16 protein-coding genes are annotated in these 17,944 nt (G+C 62.8%); 12 read left to right on the plus strand and 4 right to left on the minus strand.

What is annotated here, in order from left to right:
* The 9 genes from CEY08_RS21165 (at window position 1) to CEY08_RS21205 (ending at window position 9,862) form a co-directional block, all read left to right on the plus strand.
* Window positions 1–786 carry an AglZ/HisF2 family acetamidino modification protein gene (locus tag CEY08_RS21165; protein WP_063641486.1) on the plus strand — a complete coding sequence of 262 codons (786 nt, stop codon included), beginning with the start codon at window positions 1–3 and terminating at the stop codon, window positions 784–786.
* 38 nt (window positions 787–824) lie between these two features.
* Window positions 825–1,862: a polysaccharide biosynthesis protein gene (locus tag CEY08_RS21170; protein ID WP_063641487.1), complete on the plus strand. Its 1,038-nt coding sequence runs from the start codon at window positions 825–827 to the stop codon at window positions 1,860–1,862.
* A gap of 3 nt (window positions 1,863–1,865) precedes the next feature.
* A complete protein-coding gene (wbjC, locus tag CEY08_RS21175) occupies window positions 1,866–2,972 on the plus strand; it encodes a UDP-2-acetamido-2,6-beta-L-arabino-hexul-4-ose reductase (protein ID WP_063641488.1) in 1,107 nt (368 codons plus the stop codon).
* A 1-nt stretch (window position 2,973) separates the two neighbouring features.
* Window positions 2,974–4,107 (plus strand): non-hydrolyzing UDP-N-acetylglucosamine 2-epimerase, encoded by a 1,134-nt coding sequence (wecB, locus tag CEY08_RS21180; protein ID WP_063641489.1) that lies wholly within the window; start codon window positions 2,974–2,976, stop codon window positions 4,105–4,107.
* On the plus strand, window positions 4,104–5,342 hold the full coding sequence (locus CEY08_RS21185; RefSeq protein ID WP_063641490.1) for a glycosyltransferase family 4 protein: 1,239 nt from the start codon (window positions 4,104–4,106) through the stop codon (window positions 5,340–5,342). The genes wecB and CEY08_RS21185 overlap by 4 nt, the downstream gene beginning before the upstream one ends.
* Complete coding sequence (locus CEY08_RS21190; RefSeq protein ID WP_063961787.1) at window positions 5,339–6,220, plus strand: NAD-dependent epimerase/dehydratase family protein; 882 nt, start codon at window positions 5,339–5,341, stop codon at window positions 6,218–6,220. Before CEY08_RS21185 ends, CEY08_RS21190 begins: the two co-directional genes overlap by 4 nt.
* A gap of 107 nt (window positions 6,221–6,327) precedes the next feature.
* Window positions 6,328–7,314 carry an MraY family glycosyltransferase gene (locus CEY08_RS21195; protein ID WP_232033768.1) on the plus strand — a complete coding sequence of 329 codons (987 nt, stop codon included), beginning with the start codon at window positions 6,328–6,330 and terminating at the stop codon, window positions 7,312–7,314.
* A gap of 106 nt (window positions 7,315–7,420) precedes the next feature.
* Complete coding sequence (locus tag CEY08_RS21200; protein ID WP_063961785.1) at window positions 7,421–8,005, plus strand: acetyltransferase; 585 nt, start codon at window positions 7,421–7,423, stop codon at window positions 8,003–8,005.
* Window positions 8,006–8,023: 18 nt separating this feature from the next.
* Window positions 8,024–9,862 carry a polysaccharide biosynthesis protein gene (locus CEY08_RS21205; protein WP_063641494.1) on the plus strand — a complete coding sequence of 613 codons (1,839 nt, stop codon included), beginning with the start codon at window positions 8,024–8,026 and terminating at the stop codon, window positions 9,860–9,862.
* A gap of 29 nt (window positions 9,863–9,891) precedes the next feature.
* On the opposite strand, the gene CEY08_RS21210 is transcribed toward CEY08_RS21205, so the two are convergent.
* Window positions 9,892–11,688, minus strand: coding sequence for a hypothetical protein (locus CEY08_RS21210; protein WP_088607785.1), 1,797 nt, complete (start codon window positions 11,686–11,688; stop codon window positions 9,892–9,894).
* 63 nt (window positions 11,689–11,751) lie between these two features.
* Complete coding sequence (gene rfbB / locus CEY08_RS21215) at window positions 11,752–12,816, minus strand: dTDP-glucose 4,6-dehydratase (protein ID WP_076816756.1); 1,065 nt, start codon at window positions 12,814–12,816, stop codon at window positions 11,752–11,754.
* A 173-nt stretch (window positions 12,817–12,989) separates the two neighbouring features.
* Here rfbB and CEY08_RS21220 point away from each other — a divergent pair, with 173 nt between their 5' ends.
* The 3 genes from CEY08_RS21220 (at window position 12,990) to CEY08_RS21230 (ending at window position 15,918) form a co-directional block, all read left to right on the plus strand.
* Complete coding sequence (locus CEY08_RS21220; RefSeq protein ID WP_063641497.1) at window positions 12,990–13,559, plus strand: SRPBCC family protein; 570 nt, start codon at window positions 12,990–12,992, stop codon at window positions 13,557–13,559.
* Between the two features lie 108 nt (window positions 13,560–13,667).
* On the plus strand, window positions 13,668–15,020 hold the full coding sequence (locus CEY08_RS21225; protein ID WP_042795985.1) for an MFS transporter: 1,353 nt from the start codon (window positions 13,668–13,670) through the stop codon (window positions 15,018–15,020).
* 19 nt (window positions 15,021–15,039) lie between these two features.
* Entirely contained in the window at window positions 15,040–15,918 is an 879-nt protein-coding gene (locus CEY08_RS21230; protein ID WP_042795984.1) for a DMT family transporter, read from the plus strand.
* On the opposite strand, the gene rffA is transcribed toward CEY08_RS21230, so the two are convergent.
* Complete coding sequence (rffA, locus tag CEY08_RS21235; protein WP_042795983.1) at window positions 15,915–17,063, minus strand: dTDP-4-amino-4,6-dideoxygalactose transaminase; 1,149 nt, start codon at window positions 17,061–17,063, stop codon at window positions 15,915–15,917. The genes CEY08_RS21230 and rffA overlap by 4 nt on opposite strands.
* The gene (rfbA, locus tag CEY08_RS21240) at window positions 17,060–17,944 is read right to left on the minus strand and encodes a glucose-1-phosphate thymidylyltransferase RfbA (protein ID WP_042795982.1); all 885 of its coding nucleotides are present in this window, start codon (window positions 17,942–17,944) and stop codon (window positions 17,060–17,062) included. The genes rffA and rfbA overlap by 4 nt, the downstream gene beginning before the upstream one ends.

Below are 17,944 nucleotides of genomic sequence, written 5' to 3' on the forward strand. Positions count from 1 at the left end.
GTGCTTCGTCCCAGAATCATTCCCTGCCTCCTCGTCCGAGATAAAGGTCTGGTCAAGACCGTGAAGTTCTCGTCCGATAAATACGTCGGCGACCCCATCAATGCGGTCCGGATCTTCAATGAAAAGGAAGTCGACGAATTGATCGTCGTCGACATCGACGCCACGACCAAGGGCCTCGGCCCCGATCTGAAAATGATCGAACGTCTCGCCGCCGAATGCCGTATGCCGTTCTGCTACGGTGGCGGCGTCAAGACGGTCGAACAGGCCCAGGCGATCATCAGCCTGGGCGTGGAAAAGGTCGCGCTCAGCTCCGCGCTGGTCGAGGACCCCACGCTGGCCAGCCGGATCGCCGAAAAGCTTGGCCGGCAAAGCGTTGTCGCCGTCCTGGACGTCAAGAAAAAGCGCTTCAGTTCGCGCTACGAGGTCTGGACGCACAATGCCACCAAGAACACGCACCTGAATCCGGTCGAACTCGCGCCCCTATTGCAACAGCACGGCGTGGGCGAGATCGTCATCAACTCCATCGACCACGACGGCGTCATGAAGGGCTATGACCTGGGCATCGTTGAACAGATTCGCAACGTGACGACCGTGCCGATGTCCGTGCTGGGCGGCGCGGGCTCCGTCGCAGACATCGGCGAACTCATCAAGCAGTTTGGAATCATCGGCGCCGGCGCCGGCAGCCTGTTCGTATTCAAGGGTGCGTACAAGGCCGTGCTGATCAATTACCCCACGCTGGCCGATCGCGAAGCGCTGGTGCGCGCGGCGCATCTGCGCAGCGCTTGAACGGCATTGCGTCGTTCCATAGAAAGAGACTTGCGAATATGTTGAAACCAAACGCCAAACTGCTCATCACCGGCGGCACGGGATCCTTCGGCAATGCCGTCCTGAAACGTTTCCTGCAGACCGACATCGGTGAAATCCGCATCTTCAGCCGCGACGAGAAGAAGCAGGACGACATGCGCAAGCGCTACTCGCATCCAAAGCTTAAGTTCTACATTGGCGACGTTCGCAACAGCCAGAGCCTGCTGAACGCCACGCGCGGCGTGGACTATATTTTTCACGCGGCGGCGCTCAAGCAGGTGCCCTCCTGCGAATTCCACCCGATGGAAGCGGTCTACACCAACATCCTCGGGACCGAAAACGTCCTGGAGGCCGCCATCCGCAACAAGGTCAGCAAGGTCGTCTGTCTCAGCACGGACAAGGCGGTCTATCCCATCAACGCCATGGGCATTTCCAAGGCCATGATGGAGAAGGTCATGGTCGCGAAATCGCGCGACCTGGACGCGACCGAGACGGTGATCTGTGGAACCCGTTACGGCAACGTCATGGCATCGCGCGGTTCGGTGATCCCCCTGTTCATTGAACAGATGCGGGCGGGCATACCGCTGTCCATCACCGACCCCGACATGACCCGCTTCATGATGACGCTGTCGGACGCGGTGGATCTGGTGCTGTATGCGTTCGAACACGGCAACAACGGCGACCTCTTCGTGCAGAAGGCGCCCGCGGCCACCGTCCAGACCCTGGCCAAGACCCTGGCGCGCATGGTCGGCAAGCCCGAGCATCCGATCAACGTCATCGGCACGCGGCACGGCGAAAAGCTGTATGAAGTCCTGCTGAGCCGCGAGGAAATGGCTTGCGCCGAAGACATGGGCGACTATTACCGCATCCCGCCCGATCTGCGCGACCTGAACTACGCGAAGTTCGTCGAGCAGGGCGAAGAAAAGATCTCGCGCAGCGAAGACTACAACTCGCACAATACCCAGCGTCTGGACACCCACGGCATGGAGCAACTGCTGCTCAAGCTGGAGTTCATGCAAGCCATCCAGCGTGGCGAGCAAGTGACGCCTGAGGAGTAAGCCATGAAGGTTCTCATTACCGGCAGCAACGGATTCGTTGCGCAGAATCTCATCGCCACGCTGGAAGAGCGCAAGGACGTCGAAGTCCTGCGCTTCACGCGTGGCGACAACGCCTCCCGGCTGGACGAACTGACGGCCCAGGCGGACTTCATCTTCCATCTGGCCGGCGTGAACCGGCCCAAGGACCCCGCCGATTTCCAGAGCGGCAACGCGGGACTGACCCAGCAGCTTTGCGAGAGCATCGTCCGCAGCGGCCGCCGCGCGCCCGTGATCTATTCCTCGTCGACCCAGGCCAGCCAGGACAACCCCTATGGCCAGAGCAAGCGAGAAGCAGAGGACGCGCTATCGCAATTGGCGGACAAACACGGCTCGCCGGTCTATCTGTTCCGACTGCCCAACGTATTCGGCAAATGGGCGCGCCCTAACTACAACTCCGCGGTGGCCACGTTCTGCCACAACATCAACCGCGGCCTGCCCATCCAGATCAATGATCCGGCCGCCGCGATCACGCTGGTCTATGTGGACGATGTCGTCGCCCGCTTCGTCGAACTGATGGATGGCGCCGTCGCCGACGACCGGTTCTGCAGCGTCGCGCCCCAATACCGCATCACGGTCGGCGACCTCGCCGCACAGCTGGAGACGTTCCGCGACAGCCGCCAGACACTGATCACCGCGGCCGTGGGTACCGGACTGACCCGGGCGCTCTACGCCACCTATGTCAGCTACCTGCCGCCCGAGCGCTTCTCCTACGAAGTGCCCAAGTACGGCGACCCGCGAGGCGTGTTCGTCGAAATGCTCAAGACGCAGGACAGCGGCCAGTTCTCGTACTTCACCGCCCATCCCGGCGTGACGCGCGGCGGCCACTACCACCACTCGAAAACCGAGAAATTCCTGGTCATCAAGGGACGCGCGCGCTTTCGCTTCCGCCATATCCTGACCGGCGAATTCCATGAACAGGACACGGATGGCGAAAAGCCGGAAATCGTGGAAACCGTGCCCGGCTGGACGCACGACATCACGAACATCGGCGACGACGAAATGGTCGTCATGCTGTGGGCCAACGAGATCTTCGACCGCGCCCGTCCCGACACTTACGCCCGCCCCCTCTGATATGAAAAAACTCAAAGTCGCCACCGTCGTCGGTACCCGGCCGGAAATCATCAGGCTGTCTCGCGTGCTCGCGAGCCTGGATCGCCATTGCGACCATGTCCTGGTCCACACCGGGCAGAACTACGACTACGAACTCAACGAGATCTTCTTCCAGGACCTGGGCATCCGCAAGCCGGACCACTTTCTGAACGCCGCAGGCGCCTCGGGCGCCGAGACCATCGGCAAGGTGATCATCGCCACCGACCAGGCGCTGGCCGACATCCAGCCCGATGCGGTCCTGGTGCTGGGCGACACGAACAGCTGCATGGCTGTGCTGCCCGCCAAGCGCCGCAAGATCCCGACTTTCCACATGGAAGCCGGCAACCGCTGCTTTGATCAGCGCGTGCCCGAAGAGATCAACCGCCGCATCGTCGATCACACTTCGGACATCAACCTCACGTACAGCGACATCGCACGCGAATACCTGCTGCGCGAAGGCCTGCCCGCCGACCGGATCATCAAGACCGGCAGCCCGATGTTCGAAGTGCTGAATCACTATCGCGACGGCATCGAAGCGTCCGACGTGCTCGACCGGCTTGGACTGACTCCCGGCCAGTTTTTCGTGGTCAGCGCGCACCGCGAAGAGAACGTGGATTCCGACCATAACTTCGCCAAGCTGGTCAACCTGCTGAATACGGTAGCGTCGACCTATGGCCTGCCGGTGATCGTCTCCACCCATCCGCGCACGCAGAAGCGCGTGGACGCGCTCGGCGCCAAGTTCCATGACAACGTGCGCCTGCTGAAGCCGTTGGGCTTCAAGGACTACAACAAGCTGCAAGTGTCCTCGCGCGCGGTGCTATCCGACAGCGGCACGATCACGGAAGAGTCCTCGATCCTGAATTTTCCGGCATTGAACATCCGCGAAGCGCACGAACGTCCTGAAGGCATGGAAGAGGCCTCCGTGATGATGGTCGGCCTGGAATCCGACCGCGCGCTGCAGGCGCTGGAGCTGCTGGCGCATCAATCCCGCGGCGCCGAGCGCGACTTCCGGCTGGTGGCGGACTACAGCATGCCCAACGTGTCCGAGAAGGTGGTGCGCATCATTCATAGCTACACCGACTACGTCAATCGCGTCGTATGGAAAAAGGCGAATTGAAGATCGCGCTCGTCACCCAGTACTTCTGGCCCGAGTCCTTCTCGATCAACGATCTGGTGGAAGCACTGGTCGCCCAGGGCCATACCGTGGAAGTCTTCACTGGGAAGCCGAACTATCCCGACGGGAAGATCTTCCCCGGATATCAGGCGGAAGGCGCGTCCGAAGAGGTGTTCGCCGGCTCCGTCGCCGTGCATCGCGCGCCGTTGCGGCCACGCGGCGCAGGCGGCGCGGCGAATCTTGCGCGCAACTATCTGTCGTTCGTCTGGAATGGCCTGCGATATTTCCCGCGGCAGGCCAAGGGCAAGTCGTTCGATATCGTCTTCGTCTTTTCGCTGTCTCCGATCACTGCCGCCATTCCGGCAATCTATCTGAAGTGGCGCCTGCGCAAGCCCATGGCAATGTGGGTGTTGGACCTGTGGCCAGAAAGCCTGAGCGCGACCGGATTCATCAAGAACAAGTTCGTGCTGAGCGCGATCGGCCTGATGGTGCGTGGCATCTACGCGTGCTCCGGCCTGATCATGGTGCAGTCGCGGGCGTTCATCGCAGCGGTCTCGCGCTACGCCAACCCCGCCAAGCTCGTCTACTACCCGAACTGCTCGCGGGACACACCCAGCACGCTGTCCGCGGATACGCAGGTGCCCCGCGCGCTGCTGGATGAACTGGACTCGCGCTTTTGCATCGTGTTCGCCGGCAATCTCGGCACGGCGCAAGCTGTCGAGACCCTGGCCGAGGCGGCCGAACGGCTCAAGCATCTGACCGATGTCCGCATCGTCCTGGTCGGCAGCGGCAGCATGTCGCCTTGGCTGGCGGAACAGAAGCAGTCCCGCAACCTGGACAACCTCATTCTCGCCGGACGCTATCCGTCCAGCGAGATGCCGCAGTTCCTGACGCGCGCGCAGGGGCTGATCGTTTCGCTCAAGCGCAGCGAAATCTACGCGCAAACGGTGCCTGCCAAGATCCAGTCCTATCTGAGCGCCGGCCGCCCCATACTCGCCTCGATCGACGGCGAGGGTGCTCGCGTCGTCGAAGAAGCCGGTGCCGGCCTGGTCAGTCCCGCCGAAGACGCCGTGCAGCTGGCCCGCAATATCGAACAACTGCATGGCATGTCCGCGCAAGCGCGTGCCGCCATGGGCGAACGCGGGCGCGCCTATTTCCTGGAGCATTTCGAGCTCGAGAAACAGGCTGCCCGCCTGGCCGAATTGCTGCAGCAACACATCGATCGGGGTGGACGATGAGCGATGCAATTACCGTGGGCGTCCTGGGCGCGACTTCCCCGGCCGGCCGGCAGGTGCTGGCCAAGCTCACCGCTGCCGGCCATCGCGTGGTGGCCTTTTCCCGCAGCCCCCAGCCGGCCGGCGACAACGACGCCGTGCAGTGGGTGTCGCTCGCCGACGCCCACGCGGAAGATGCCGCCAGCGCGGCAGGCCCCATCACCGTATGGATAGCGCTCTGCCACATCTGGGTCGTGGGCGAGCACTTCGAATTCATGCGCAGACTGGGCGCCCAGCGGGTCGTCTGCCTATCGTCCACCAGCCGCTACACCAAGGTCACTTCCCAGAATCCCTATGAAGAGGCGCTGGTGCAGCGTCTGTCCCAGGGAGAACAAGCGCTGGCGCAATGGGCGGAAGGCGCCGGCATCGGCTGGACCGTGCTGCGGCCCACGCTCATCTATGGGCGCAGCACCGATCGCAATCTGTCGGAGATCGTCCGCCTCATCCGCAAGCTCCATGTCTTCCCCGTCTTCGGACGCGCGGGCGGACAACGCCAGCCTGTGTATGTGGATGACGTGGCGCAAGCCGCTGTGCTTTCCGCGTTTGCGCCGGGCGCCGTCAACAAGGGCTACAACATTTCCGGGGCGGAGGTACTGAGCTACCGGGAAATGGTTGCGCGGATATTCAAAGCCATGGGCAGGACGCCGCGGCTGCTGACAGTCCCGATCTGGCTGTTCAACACCGGCCTGTTTTTCCTGCGCATGATTCCGCGTTACCGCAACTGGAATGCCGACATGGTGCAGCGCATGAATCGCGACATGGTATTTAGCCATGACGATGCGGCGCGGGATTTCGGCTTCAAGCCCCAGCCGTTCGTCCTGCGCGACGTCGACGTTCTCTGATTCCCGGAACGTATCCATTTTCCACTGGCCAGAATTCAGCCATTTCCGTATTTGACGACACGATGGATGCCATATCGTTACCCTGGTGGTTATTTGCAGTATTCGCAGTGCTGGCCTGGCTGTTGACCGGCGCGCTGCGCCGCTATGCGCTCACGCATAATGTGATCGATGTGCCGAACGCGCGCAGTTCCCACAAGACGCCCACTCCGCGCGGCGGCGGCATCGCGTTCGTCATCAGTTTCCTGGTGGGATTGGGGACCCTGGCGGCAACCGGAAACGTCGCGCCGGTGGACGCCTTGGCGCTCGGCGGCGCCGGCGCCTGGATTGCACTCATCGGCTTTCTGGACGACCACGGCCATATTCAGGCCCGCTGGAGACTGCTCGCCCACTTCGCCGGGGCGGCCTGGGTGCTTTACTGGATCGGCGGAGTTCCGTCCGTATCGCTCTGGGGCCTGGAGCTGCAAAGCGGCTGGATGCTCTCCATCCTGGGCGCCCTGTACCTGGTCTGGATGCTGAATCTCTACAATTTCATGGATGGCATCGACGGCATCGCCAGCATCGAGGCGCTCTGCGTCACGGTCGGCGGCTGCATCCTGTACGTGCTGGCGGGCCAACCGCTGGCGGCCGCTCCCAGCGCGCTGCTGGCAGCTACGGTGGCGGGCTTCCTGATCTGGAATTTCCCGCCTGCCAAAATCTTCATGGGCGATGGCGGCAGCGGCTTCCTGGGCCTGGTTCTCGGTGCCCTTTCCCTTCTGGCGGGCTGGCATTCTCCGGCCATGCTGTGGGCCTGGCTGGTGCTGCTGGGCGTATTCATCATCGATGCCACCGTGACCTTGATCCGCCGCCTGTGCCGCGGGGAAAAGGTATACGAGGCGCATCGCACTCATGCCTACCAATATGCAAGCCGAAAATATTCCAGCCACCGCCGGGTAACCCTGACGGTACTTGCGATAAACGTGCTGTGGCTGTTTCCCTGGGCAGTGGCAATATCGACCGGATATATCGAAGGCCTCACCGCAACGATATGCGCCTATATACCGCTTATCGCTCTGTCAATACTGCTTAAGGCTGGGACGCCCGAAGGCTCAAACTGAACGAAAGCTAGAACTGAACATTTAGTAGCCCGGCGCAGGAAACATCTTGAGTAGAATCCTGTCAGCGTGCGCTCGGCCGCTAGACATTAGCGAAAATGGCGTAAATATGAATTCGAAAGGCATCTTGCTCATCGTAGGCAGCGGCGGACATGGGCGCGCAGTCGCCGAAGCCGCCGCGCTGACGGGCGAGTGGACCGACATAGTCTTCGCCGATGACGCATACCCCGCCCAACAGCAATCGGGCGAGTGGCGCATCGCGGGCTCCACCGCGCAACTTCCGGAACTGGCCGGCAATTGCCAGGCGGCGCTCGTCGCCATCGGCAACCAGGCTGTGCGCCAGCGCCTGACCGATGCCCTGGCGGATCTCGGCATCCCGCTGGCGACCATCGTCCATCCGCGGGCCTGGGTCAGCAAACTGGCCGAGATCGGCCAAGGCAGCGCCATCATGGCGGGCGCGGTGGTCGGCGCCTGCGCGCGCCTGGGACGCGGCGTCATTGTGAATGCCAACGCCACTGCGGACCACGACACGGTGCTCGGCGACTTCGCCCACCTGGGAGTCGGGGTGCAACTGGCCGGCGGGGTGGTCGTCGAAGACCGCGCGTGGCTGCAAGCCGGCTCCTGTGCAGGATATCGCGTCCGTGTACCGGCGGACGCCGTGCTGCCTCCGGGCTCACGCCTGATCGCGGATTGATTTCAGACTCAAAGAAAAATGATCATCCCTACCCGCTTTCGAACCGCTCTGGTGTTCCTGTTTGACCTGGCGGCGATCATCATCGCCTGGTTTGGCGCGTTCCTGATTCGTTTCAATTTCGACTGGCCCACCGACTGGGAAGGTCCCATTGCCCGGGCGCTGCTCGTGCTGCTGCCCGTACAGATCATCGCCTGTCGCTGGGCGGGCTTGTATCGCGGCATGTGGATCTTCGCCAGCCTGCCGGACCTCAAACGTGTCCTGAACGTCGTGCTCGCGTCCACGGTCGCGCTGCTGCTATTCGCCTTCCTGAACCGCGGCCAGCCCGCATTGCCGCGCTCCATCCTGGTGCTGTATCCCCTCTTGCTGCTGTTGGTCATGGGCGGTGGACGCGCCGCTTGGCGCATGTGGAAGGAACACTGGCTGTACCGCGCCGGCTTGGGCCGGGGCACGCCCGTAGTCGTGGTCGGCGCGGGCACCGCCGGCGCCATGCTGGTCCGCGAACTGGGCCGCAGCTCCGATTGGCATGTGGTGGCGCTGGTCGACGACGATCCGGCAAAGCGCGGCCTGGAAATCTCCGGCTGCCGCGTGGCGGGCGGTACCAACAGGCTGCCCGAGATCCTCAACGACTACGGCGCCAAGCACGTGATCCTGGCCATCCCGTCGGCCAAGGCGCCGGCCCTGCGCCGCGTGTCCGACATCGCGACCCGCGCGGGCGCATCGTTGTTCACCGTGCCCGGCCTGAGCGAACTGATGAGCGGCCGCGTCGCCATCAACATGATGCGTCCCGTGAAGATCGAGGATCTGCTGGGCCGCGAGTCCGTGTATATCGACAACATCAATATTCACGAGATGATCGCCGGCAAACAGGTGCTTGTGACCGGCGCTGGCGGCTCTATCGGCAGCGAACTTTGCCGGCAGCTTGCGCGGTTCGCTCCGGCGACCATCATCCTGTACGAGGCAAGCGAGTTCGCCCTCTACACCATCGAACAATGGTTCACCGACAACCAGCCTTCCGTTCGCGTCATCCCGCTGGCGGGCGACGTGAAGGACCTGATCCGGGTGGAAGAGGTCTTTACCCGCTACAAGCCGGATATCGTGTTCCACGCGGCAGCCTACAAGCACGTGCCGCTCATGGAAATCGGAAATGCCTGGCAAGCCGTGCGCAACAACGTCCTCGGCACCCTGAACGTGGCTCAATGCGCCGAGCGCTTCCATGCGAAACGCTTCGTCCTGATCTCGACCGACAAGGCCGTGAACCCCACCAACGTGATGGGCGCCACCAAGCGCATGGCGGAAATGGTGTGCGAAGTGCTGCATGGGCGCGGCGGCACGACGCGGTTCCAGATCGTCCGCTTCGGAAACGTGCTGGGCAGCACGGGCAGCGTCATCCCCCGATTCCAGTCGCAGATCGCTCGCGGCGGACCGGTGTCGGTGACCCACCCCGACATTACGCGCTACTTCATGTCCATACCGGAAGCGGCGCGGCTGGTGCTGCAAGCCGCCGCCATGGGCAATGGCGGGGAAATCTTCGTGCTGGACATGGGCGAACCCGTCAAGATCGCCGATCTGGCGCGCAACATGATCCGCCTTTCGGGATTTACCGAAGAGGAAATCCGCATCGAATTCACGGGCTTGCGTCCGGGTGAAAAGCTCTATGAAGAGCTGCTCGCGGATTGCGAAGAGACGCTGGAGACCCCGCATCCCAAGCTGCGGATCGCCCGCTCGCGCCCCGTGCCCGAAGGCTTCCGCGAAAGGGGCATCGAGTGGATCACAGGCGCGGACCCGGTGGAAGACGAGGCGGTACGGGCAGAGCTGAAACGGTGGATGCCCGAATACGAGCCCTCGAAACAGCAATAAGCCGATAGCGCGTCTCGGCCGTGCGCTTCCTAGCGCGCGGCCTTCGCTGCGACGCAAGCGCGCACCGCGGCCGCCGTGTCGCGCGAGGGCTTGAGCACTTGCTGGCGCCGGGCCTCATCGGCGTGCGCAGCGTCCGCTTGCCTGACGATTTCACCCACCGGCACATAGTCCATCACGGCGTCGGCGCCATATCGGGCCAGCACGGCCTGTGGAATCGCGCGTGGCGACTCCGGCTCAAGCAGCAACCAGGACGAAGCCAGCACTTCACACGAAACGGAATCCAGGGCCTGCGATACGAAGCCGAGGCTCCCCGGATATCCGCCGATCAGCCATGGCTGCCCCACGTTGAGTGCGCCCCCCGCGTACAGCACGCCGGGGGCACGGCCCGTCAGATCTATCATCGGCGTGCCGGCGGAAAACCCCGCCTTGGCGGCTGCCTGCTTGAATTGTTCTATGTAACGATGGTCGGCTTCGGAAAGCAGCAAGGAAGATCCCCCGCCCGGTCCCAGCACGGTAGGATGCGCATTCGTACGCAGTGCCTCGAGCTGCCGATAAGGCCTGTCCATGGCCAGTTGCAGCAGCAAGGCCGCTACAACCAGCGCAATCGCCCCCATCGGCAACAGGCTGACCCAGGCCCCCGCTCTGGGTTTGGTCAGGCCCCATAATCCTGCTCCCGCCAACAGCCAGAAATAGCCGGTGGCCGCAGCGCCGACCCAGTAGTTGTTGTTGGTTCCGAACGCATAGGCAAACGGCAGCATGGCGCACAGCAAGAGCAAGGCCCATTTCTTCAGCTGCAATGCCTGCCAATGGCCCATGAGCCCGCGCGCGGCGAATACGCCCAGACCGGACAAGGGCGCCGCCAGCACCGCCATGCCCTGGAATTTGCCAAAATCCTGCGCGGGAAGCCAGCCCCAAGCCAGCCCGACTGCGTAGACCAAAGCCGCCAGCAGCGCCAGCGCGCCCACCGCTTGGCTGAACCACCCCGTCGCCCCGACCAGAAACGCAACGATCGCGGCCGCAGCGCCCGCCGCCAAGATAGACAGGGTCAACGGATCTGGCAGGAAAATGGGATCCACGCGCAGCATCTTGCCGAATTCATGGCCTCCACCCAGCGCCTGCGCCAGCGCCAGGCCGGACCGGATCCGCTGAATGAAGCCCTGAACGGAGCCGTCGATCAGCCAGGCGCTCACGACGAGCAACACCGCGGCGCCGAGCAGGCTGATGATCGCTCCACGCAGGCTCAATTTGCGAGCGCACAGTAAATACATGGCACAAAGCACCGCCAGGGCGAGCGCGGTGGTGGGCTTGGCCATGAATGCCATCCACCCGCCCAATGCCACCAGCAGCCATCCCGCGTCGCTTGCGCGCGCGCGCCTGCGGTCGGCCAGCAGAAGGCCGCTGAACGCCACCAGAATCGCCTGGAACGTCAAGCTGTTGTAGCTGGGAGACGGCAGCCAAAGCTGGAAGAAAATCAGGCTGGAGCCTGCAAATACGGCACTGATGACCAGCCGAGTGGTTTTGGTGGCCTGCTCGTTCAACATCGACGACAGAAACAGGTATGCCGCCACCCACGCCAGCCCCCAGGTCAACAACACGTTTGCCCGCCGGAGCAAGGCGATGTCTCCCCCGAGCAGCCAGTCCAAGGGGTGGTACACAAAACCGAATTGCGTGACCGAGGCCGCGTATGCGTGCGGACTATGCAGCCAGATCAGGTACAGGCTTTCGTCCGTGAAATCAAAGCCTCGGCCGCAAGCCCACAGGACCCACCCCAGCAATGCCGCCGTAACGGCGCCTGCTCCCAGTTGCATGCCACGGGCTATCAGCATCGTCGGCTTTATCGAGATGGTTGCATTGCAGCCGGCCGGGACATTTGGCCTTGCCGGTTTCCGTTAACGCGCATAGTGCTTCTCGACCCAGCTGCGATGATGGGCTCCGGTGATGATGTCCCGCACCCATTGCTCGTGGTCCAGATACCATTGCACGGTCTTGCGCAGTCCGGTTTCAAAGGTTTCCGCCGGCCGCCAGTTCAGCTCTTTATTGATTTTGGAGGCATCGATCGCGTAACGGCGGTCATGGCCGGGCCGATCCTGCACAAAGGTGATCTGCTGCTTGTACGGAATGCCATCCGCCCGAGGCCGCAACACGTCCAATAGGGCGCATACAGCCGTGACGATATCCAGGTTGGGATGCTCGTTCTCGCCGCCGATGTTGTAGGTTTCCCCAACACGGCCCGCCTCGAGCACGCGGCGCAGGCCGCTGCAATGGTCAGCCACGTACAACCAATCACGCACCTGCCGGCCATCGCCATAAACGGGCAGGGGCTTTCCGGCCAACGCGTTGGCTATCACCAGGGGAATCAGCTTCTCCGGGAATTGGAAAGGGCCATAGTTGTTGGAACAGTTCGTCGTCAGCAGCGGCAGGCCGTAGGTGTGGTGATAGGCGCGCACCAGATGATCGCTGGCAGCCTTGCTTGCCGAATATGGACTGTTGGGCTCGTACCGATGGGTTTCAGTAAAGCCATTGCCGTCCTCCGGCAACGAACCATAGACCTCATCGGTAGATACGTGCAGGAAGCGAAATTCGGCGCGTGCTGCCGGATCCAGTTCGTTCCAGTAGGCCCTCACCGATTCCAGCAACCGGAACGTGCCGACGATATTGGTCTGGATGAACGCTTCTGGCCCATGTATGGAACGGTCCACATGGGATTCCGCCGCCAGGTTGATGATGGCCCTCGGTCGATGCTGTTTCAACAGGCTGCCGACCAGCGAGGCATTACATATGTCGCCGACGATCAACTCATGCCGCTTATCCCCGTCCAGCGCCTGCAGGCTCTGCGGGTTGCCCGCGTAGGTAAGCTTGTCCAGGTTGATTACGGGTTCGTCAGTGCGGGCCAGCCAATCGAGCACAAAGTTGGCTCCGATAAAGCCAGCACCTCCGGTAACTAGGATAGTCATGGGTATTACAGGGGAAAAGGAGCGCCGGCTGTGGATGGCGGACAGAGCTTGATTCTACTCTGCGCATCCCTGATGGATTCGACGAGAGTCCAGAGGCAAAAAGGCCGATATTGGCGTTTTGCGCGAATTGGGTCCACAATGAAAGCGAGACTGTACCAAGCAAGGAGACAGCCATGCGCATTGCAGATGCCCAGTGGATTCCTTCAACCCAGCATCAGACTTGGGACGCTCTGACAGATCCGGCCGTGCTGCAGCGATGTATTCCCGGATGCATCGCTGTCGACAAGCGCAGCGACACGGAGTACGCAGTCACCCTCCGGGCAAAGATTGCTGGCCTGGACACCGACTACGAGGGCGAAATCCTGCTCTCGGACGTCAATCCCCCCGACAGTTGCACCCTGGTATTCGAGGGCAAGGGCCGCGCCGCCTGCTTGGCCATCGGCACCGCCCAGGTCAACCTCAGCACCAAGGATCAGGGCACCCGCGTCGCCTATACGGTGGCCGGCATGACCGGCGGCAAGCTGGCCGAATGCGGCGAGGGCCTGGTACTGAAGGCCGGCGAAAAGATCATTGAAAAATTCTTCGCCGCCTTCATCGATTACATGGCCGCCCAGCCCCGCCTGGCGCCGCCTCCCCCTCCCCCCGAACCGGAGCCGCGCGGCCTGTCCAATTCGCGCTGGTCCTGGATCATGGTGGTTCTGGTCATCGCGGTTTTCTGGGGTTACCACACCTTCTATAAGTGAAATCCCTGACGCGCCGGTGATATGCTCTGCGGCATGACGCCGCCACCTGAATCACCCCCGCCAACCGCCTCCGCCCCCGCCCCCGCCCATACACGACGTGACCTGCTGATGGGCATGGCGGGGGTTTCGGCAACGGTTGTGCTGGCCGCGCTGGATTCCACCATCATCAGCACCACCCTGCCGCGCGTGGCCGAGGCGCTGAATGGCATGGCCCTTTACGCCTGGGTCGGAACGGGCTACCTGCTGGCTACCGCCGCGTCCATCCTGATATTCGGCCGCCTGGGCGACATGTTCGGCCGCAAGCCCTTGATGTTGCTATCGGTTTTGATCGTGGCGCTGGGCTCGATCGCCTGTGGCCTGTCGCAAAGCATGATGCAGTTGATCATTTTCCGGTCGCTGCAGGGCATAGGCGGCGGCATGATGATCGCGACCGCATTCGCCGCGCCGGCGGACTTGTTCCCCGACGCCAAGCAGCGGGTGCGCTGGATGGCGCTGGTGTCGGCGGCGTTCGCCATGGCCAGCGGCATTGGCCCGGTGCTGGGGGGAGCGGCCACGCAGGCACTGGGCTGGCGGGCGGCCTTTTTCATTGCGCCGATCGCGGCGGCGGGCGCGTTCTTCCTGCTGGCCCGTTACTTCCCGCGCATCCGGCCCATCCATGATGGCAGCCGCAAGATCGACTGGCTGGGCGCCATCCTGCTGGTGCTCGCAGTAGGGGCGCCGCTGGCCGCGCTGGAGCTCGCCTTCGCCAGCGGCGACCATGCCCAGCCCATGCTCGGATTGGCGCTCGCCATAGTCGGCGTCGCGGCCATCGCCATCCTCATCCCCACGGAACGCCGCGTAAAGTCCCCCATCTTCCCGCTACGCGTGCTGGGCGGCGCGGAATCCCGGCTGTTGAATCTGGCGGCGATGATGGTGGGCGCCGTCATGTTCGTCCTGATCTTCTATAGCCCGCTGTTGCTGCAACAGGTGCTTAACTACACCCCCAGCGAAGCCGGGCTCTTGCTCACCCCGCTTGTGGCCGCCATTTCTGTGGGCAGCATTATCAATGGCCGCTTATTCCCCAAGCAGACCGAACCGCAGCGCTTGATGGTGTTCGGCGCCTGCCTGCTGGCGGCCGGCGCGCTGATGGTGCTGCTGATCTCGCCGGGCACCTCCGCCTGGTGGATTCTGGCTGCCTTCTTTGTCAACGGCTGTGCACTCGGCTTCCTGTTGCCGAACCTGACCCTGTTCATGCAGATGCTGAGCGAGCGGCGCGACGTGGGCGTGGCTTCGGCGCTGGTCCAGACCACCCGCGCCATCGGCAGCGCGCTGGGAACGGCCGTGGTCGGCATCATTATTTCCCATAGCACGGTACTAAACGGAGTGCGCGCGGGCCTGGTGCTCTGTATCGTCCTGTCCCTGAGCTGCGCCCTGCTGGCGCACCGCGTCAAGATGAAAAACCTGACCGCAAACCGCAAATGAGCCCCCGACGGGACTGACCATGCGTCAACGTAACCTGCTGGATCTGCTGCTCCTGGCCGCCGTCTGGGGCGGCTCCTTTCTGTTCATGCGCCTGGCAGTGCCGGAGTTCGGGCCGATCGCCCTGATCGAGCTGCGCGTTGGCCTGGCGGCACTGGTCTTGCTACCCGCCGCGCTGTGGCGGGGCAAGCTGCCCGTCATCGCACGGCACTGGAAGGCCTTGCTGATGGTGGGCGTGCTTAACGCAGCCGTGCCGTTCCTGCTGTTTGCCTATGCCGCGCAATCGCTGGGCGCCGGGTTCCTGTCGGTAGCCAATGCCGTGACGCCCGTCTGGGGCGCGGTCATCGGCTGGCTGTGGCTCAAGGACAAGCTTGCCTGGACCCGCTCCCTGGGCCTGATGATCGGCGTGGTCGGCATCGTAGTGCTGGTATGGGACAAGCTGAATTTCAACGACGGCGGCACGGGGCCGGCGGTCTTGGCCGCCGTGTCGGCGCCGGTGTTCTACGGCATCGCCGCCAACTGGACCAAACGCTTCCTGACGGGCGTGGATGCCCTGGCCAACGCCACCGGCAGCATGATAGGCGCGACGCTGGTATTGCTACCCATGGCGGTCACCCATTGGCCCGAGGCTCCCGCCTCCATGCAAGCCTGGATCGCCACCATTCTGCTGGCTGTGGTGTGCACGGGCGCGGCCTACATCATCTTTTTCCGATTGATCGCCAACGTCGGCCCGACCGGCGCCGTCAGCGTGACGTTTCTCGTGCCGATCTTCGGGGTGCTGTGGGGCTCGTGGTTCCTGGACGAGCGCATCACGCCATCCATCGCGGCGGGCGCCGCGATCATCCTGGCAGGCACCGCGCTGGCGCTGGGCCTATTGCGCTTCCGTCCTCGAGCGGGTTAGATCCGTTTCCGCAACGCGGCGTCCAGCACCTCGACCACCAGATCCTGCTGGGCGGCCGTCAAACCCACCCAGAACGGCAAGCGCAGCAACCGCTCGGAATAATCGTCGGTGACCGCCATGCTGCCGGCCGCACGCCCATAACGAAGACCTGCGGGCGCGGAGTGCAGAGGAACGTAGTGGGAGACGGGATAGATCTGGCGTGCCCGGAACTCTTCGATTACCTCGCGGCGGCTGACGGTCGCAGGCAGCAACACGTAGTACATGTGCGCATTGTGCTCGCAGCCTTCCGGCACGATGGGCCGGCGCAACCGTTCCTGGGCCTCCATAGGCGCCAGCGCCGCATGATAGCGGTCCCAGATCGCCAATCGCTGTTGCGTGATGTCCCGAGCGGACTCCAGCTGGGCCCAGAGAAACGCGGCAATCAGCTCGCTTGGCAGATAGGAAGAGCCCGCTTCCTGCCAAGTGTATTTGTCCACCTCGCCGCGGAAGAAGCGGCTCCTGTCCGTCCCTTTTTCACGGATGATCTCGGCCCGCAGCGCCAGATCGGGATGATTGACGAGCAGCGCCCCGCCTTCCCCCGAAATCACGTTCTTGGTTTCATGGAAACTGAACGTGCCAAGATCGCCAAGACTGCCTAGTGGACGACCTTTGTAACTGGCCATGATGCCCTGCGCCGCATCCTCAACCACCCGGATTCCATGTTGCGCCGCGATGGCCAGCAGTGTGTCCATTTCGCAGGCGACGCCGGCGTAATGCACCGGCACGATCACCTTCGTCCGCGGAGTAATGGCTTGCTCCAGGAGCATTTCGTCCAGATTCATCGTGTCCTGGCGCACGTCGACGAACACCGGCACCGCGCCGCGCAAGGCAAATGCATTCGCCGTGGACGCAAAGGTATACGAGGGCATGATCACCTCGTCGCCCGGCCCCACGTCACAAAGCATGGCGGACATTTCCAGGCTGGCGGTGCAGGAGTGCGTCAGCAAGCCTCGGGCGCATCCCACGTGCTGCTCGAACCAGTCGTGGCACAACTTGGTGAATGCGCCATCGCCCGCCAGCTTCTGGTTGGCCAGCGCCTGGGCGATGTATCCGGCTTCCTTGCCTGTCAGGTAGGGCTTGTTGAAATCAAGCCGCTGCGCGCTCATTGTGCGCCTCCAAATCGTTTGGTTTCGTCCGCGACGCTACGCAGGTAGTCCCGATATTGGCAATTGGGCAATTCGTTCACCAATTTTTCAAATGCTGCCAGACTGAGGAATCCGCGAACAAGCGCCGCTTCTTCGGGGCAGCCGATCTTGACGCCCTGGCGGCGTTCGACTGCCTCGATGTAGGCGGACGCTTCCTGCAGCGCAGAACTGGTGCCGGCATCCAGCCAGGCAAAACCCCGGCTGAGCCGGTTCACCTTGAGTTTTCCCCGACGCAGATACTCGATATTGACATCGGTGATCTCGAGTTCACCGCGAGGCGACGGCTTCAGCCCTCTCGCGATGTCCACGACGTTCTTATCGTAGATATACACGCCCGGCACGGCATAGCTGCTACGAGGCTTCACGGGCTTTTCCTCGAGCGAAAGAGCGTTGCCCTTCGCGTCGAATTCCACGACTCCATAGCGTTCGGGATCTCGCACGTGATAGGCGAAGATCGCGGCGCCATCGCGGAACTCCGCCATGGCTCGCGGGAAATCGCCGCCTCCGGAAAAGATGTTGTCGCCCAGCATGAGCACCACATCCTCTCCCGCGATGAAATCCTCGGCGATAAGGAACGCTTGCGCAATGCCTTCCGGTCTGGCCTGCTCCCGGTATTCGATACTGATTCCCCACTTGCGGCCATCTTCAAGAAGATTCTCGAATTTGGGCAGGTCCTGCGGTGTGGAGATTAGACAGAATTCGCGCACCCCCGCGGCGATGAGAACGGTCAGGGGGTAGTAAATCATCGGTTTGTCGAAGACCGCCTGCAACTGTTTGCTGGTTACCTGAGTCAGCGGATACAGCCTGGAACCGGTTCCGCCCGCAAGAATAATCGCCTTCAT

Source organism: Achromobacter insolitus (assembly GCF_002209555.1).
Taxonomy (GTDB): Bacteria; Pseudomonadota; Gammaproteobacteria; order Burkholderiales; family Burkholderiaceae_B; genus Achromobacter; species Achromobacter insolitus.

What these genes read in the sequence shown, in the direction of transcription:
- CEY08_RS21205 (WP_063641494.1), top strand. Translation starts at nt 8,024, where the DNA reads ATGATCATCCCTACCCGCTTTCGAACCGCTCTGGTGTTCCTGTTTGAC.
- CEY08_RS21170 (WP_063641487.1), top strand. Translation starts at nt 825, where the DNA reads ATGTTGAAACCAAACGCCAAACTGCTCATCACCGGCGGCACGGGATCC.
- CEY08_RS21210 (WP_088607785.1), bottom strand. Translation starts at nt 11,688, where the DNA reads ATGCTGATAGCCCGTGGCATGCAACTGGGAGCAGGCGCCGTTACGGCG.
- CEY08_RS21190 (WP_063961787.1), top strand. Translation starts at nt 5,339, where the DNA reads ATGAGCGATGCAATTACCGTGGGCGTCCTGGGCGCGACTTCCCCGGCC.
- wecB (WP_063641489.1), top strand. Translation starts at nt 2,974, where the DNA reads ATGAAAAAACTCAAAGTCGCCACCGTCGTCGGTACCCGGCCGGAAATC.
- CEY08_RS21225 (WP_042795985.1), top strand. Translation starts at nt 13,668, where the DNA reads ATGGGCATGGCGGGGGTTTCGGCAACGGTTGTGCTGGCCGCGCTGGAT.
- rffA (WP_042795983.1), bottom strand. Translation starts at nt 17,063, where the DNA reads ATGAGCGCGCAGCGGCTTGATTTCAACAAGCCCTACCTGACAGGCAAG.
- CEY08_RS21200 (WP_063961785.1), top strand. Translation starts at nt 7,421, where the DNA reads ATGAATTCGAAAGGCATCTTGCTCATCGTAGGCAGCGGCGGACATGGG.
- wbjC (WP_063641488.1), top strand. Translation starts at nt 1,866, where the DNA reads ATGAAGGTTCTCATTACCGGCAGCAACGGATTCGTTGCGCAGAATCTC.
- rfbB (WP_076816756.1), bottom strand. Translation starts at nt 12,816, where the DNA reads ATGACTATCCTAGTTACCGGAGGTGCTGGCTTTATCGGAGCCAACTTT.
- CEY08_RS21220 (WP_063641497.1), top strand. Translation starts at nt 12,990, where the DNA reads ATGCGCATTGCAGATGCCCAGTGGATTCCTTCAACCCAGCATCAGACT.
- CEY08_RS21230 (WP_042795984.1), top strand. Translation starts at nt 15,040, where the DNA reads ATGCGTCAACGTAACCTGCTGGATCTGCTGCTCCTGGCCGCCGTCTGG.
- rfbA (WP_042795982.1), bottom strand. Translation starts at nt 17,944, where the DNA reads ATGAAGGCGATTATTCTTGCGGGCGGAACCGGTTCCAGGCTGTATCCG.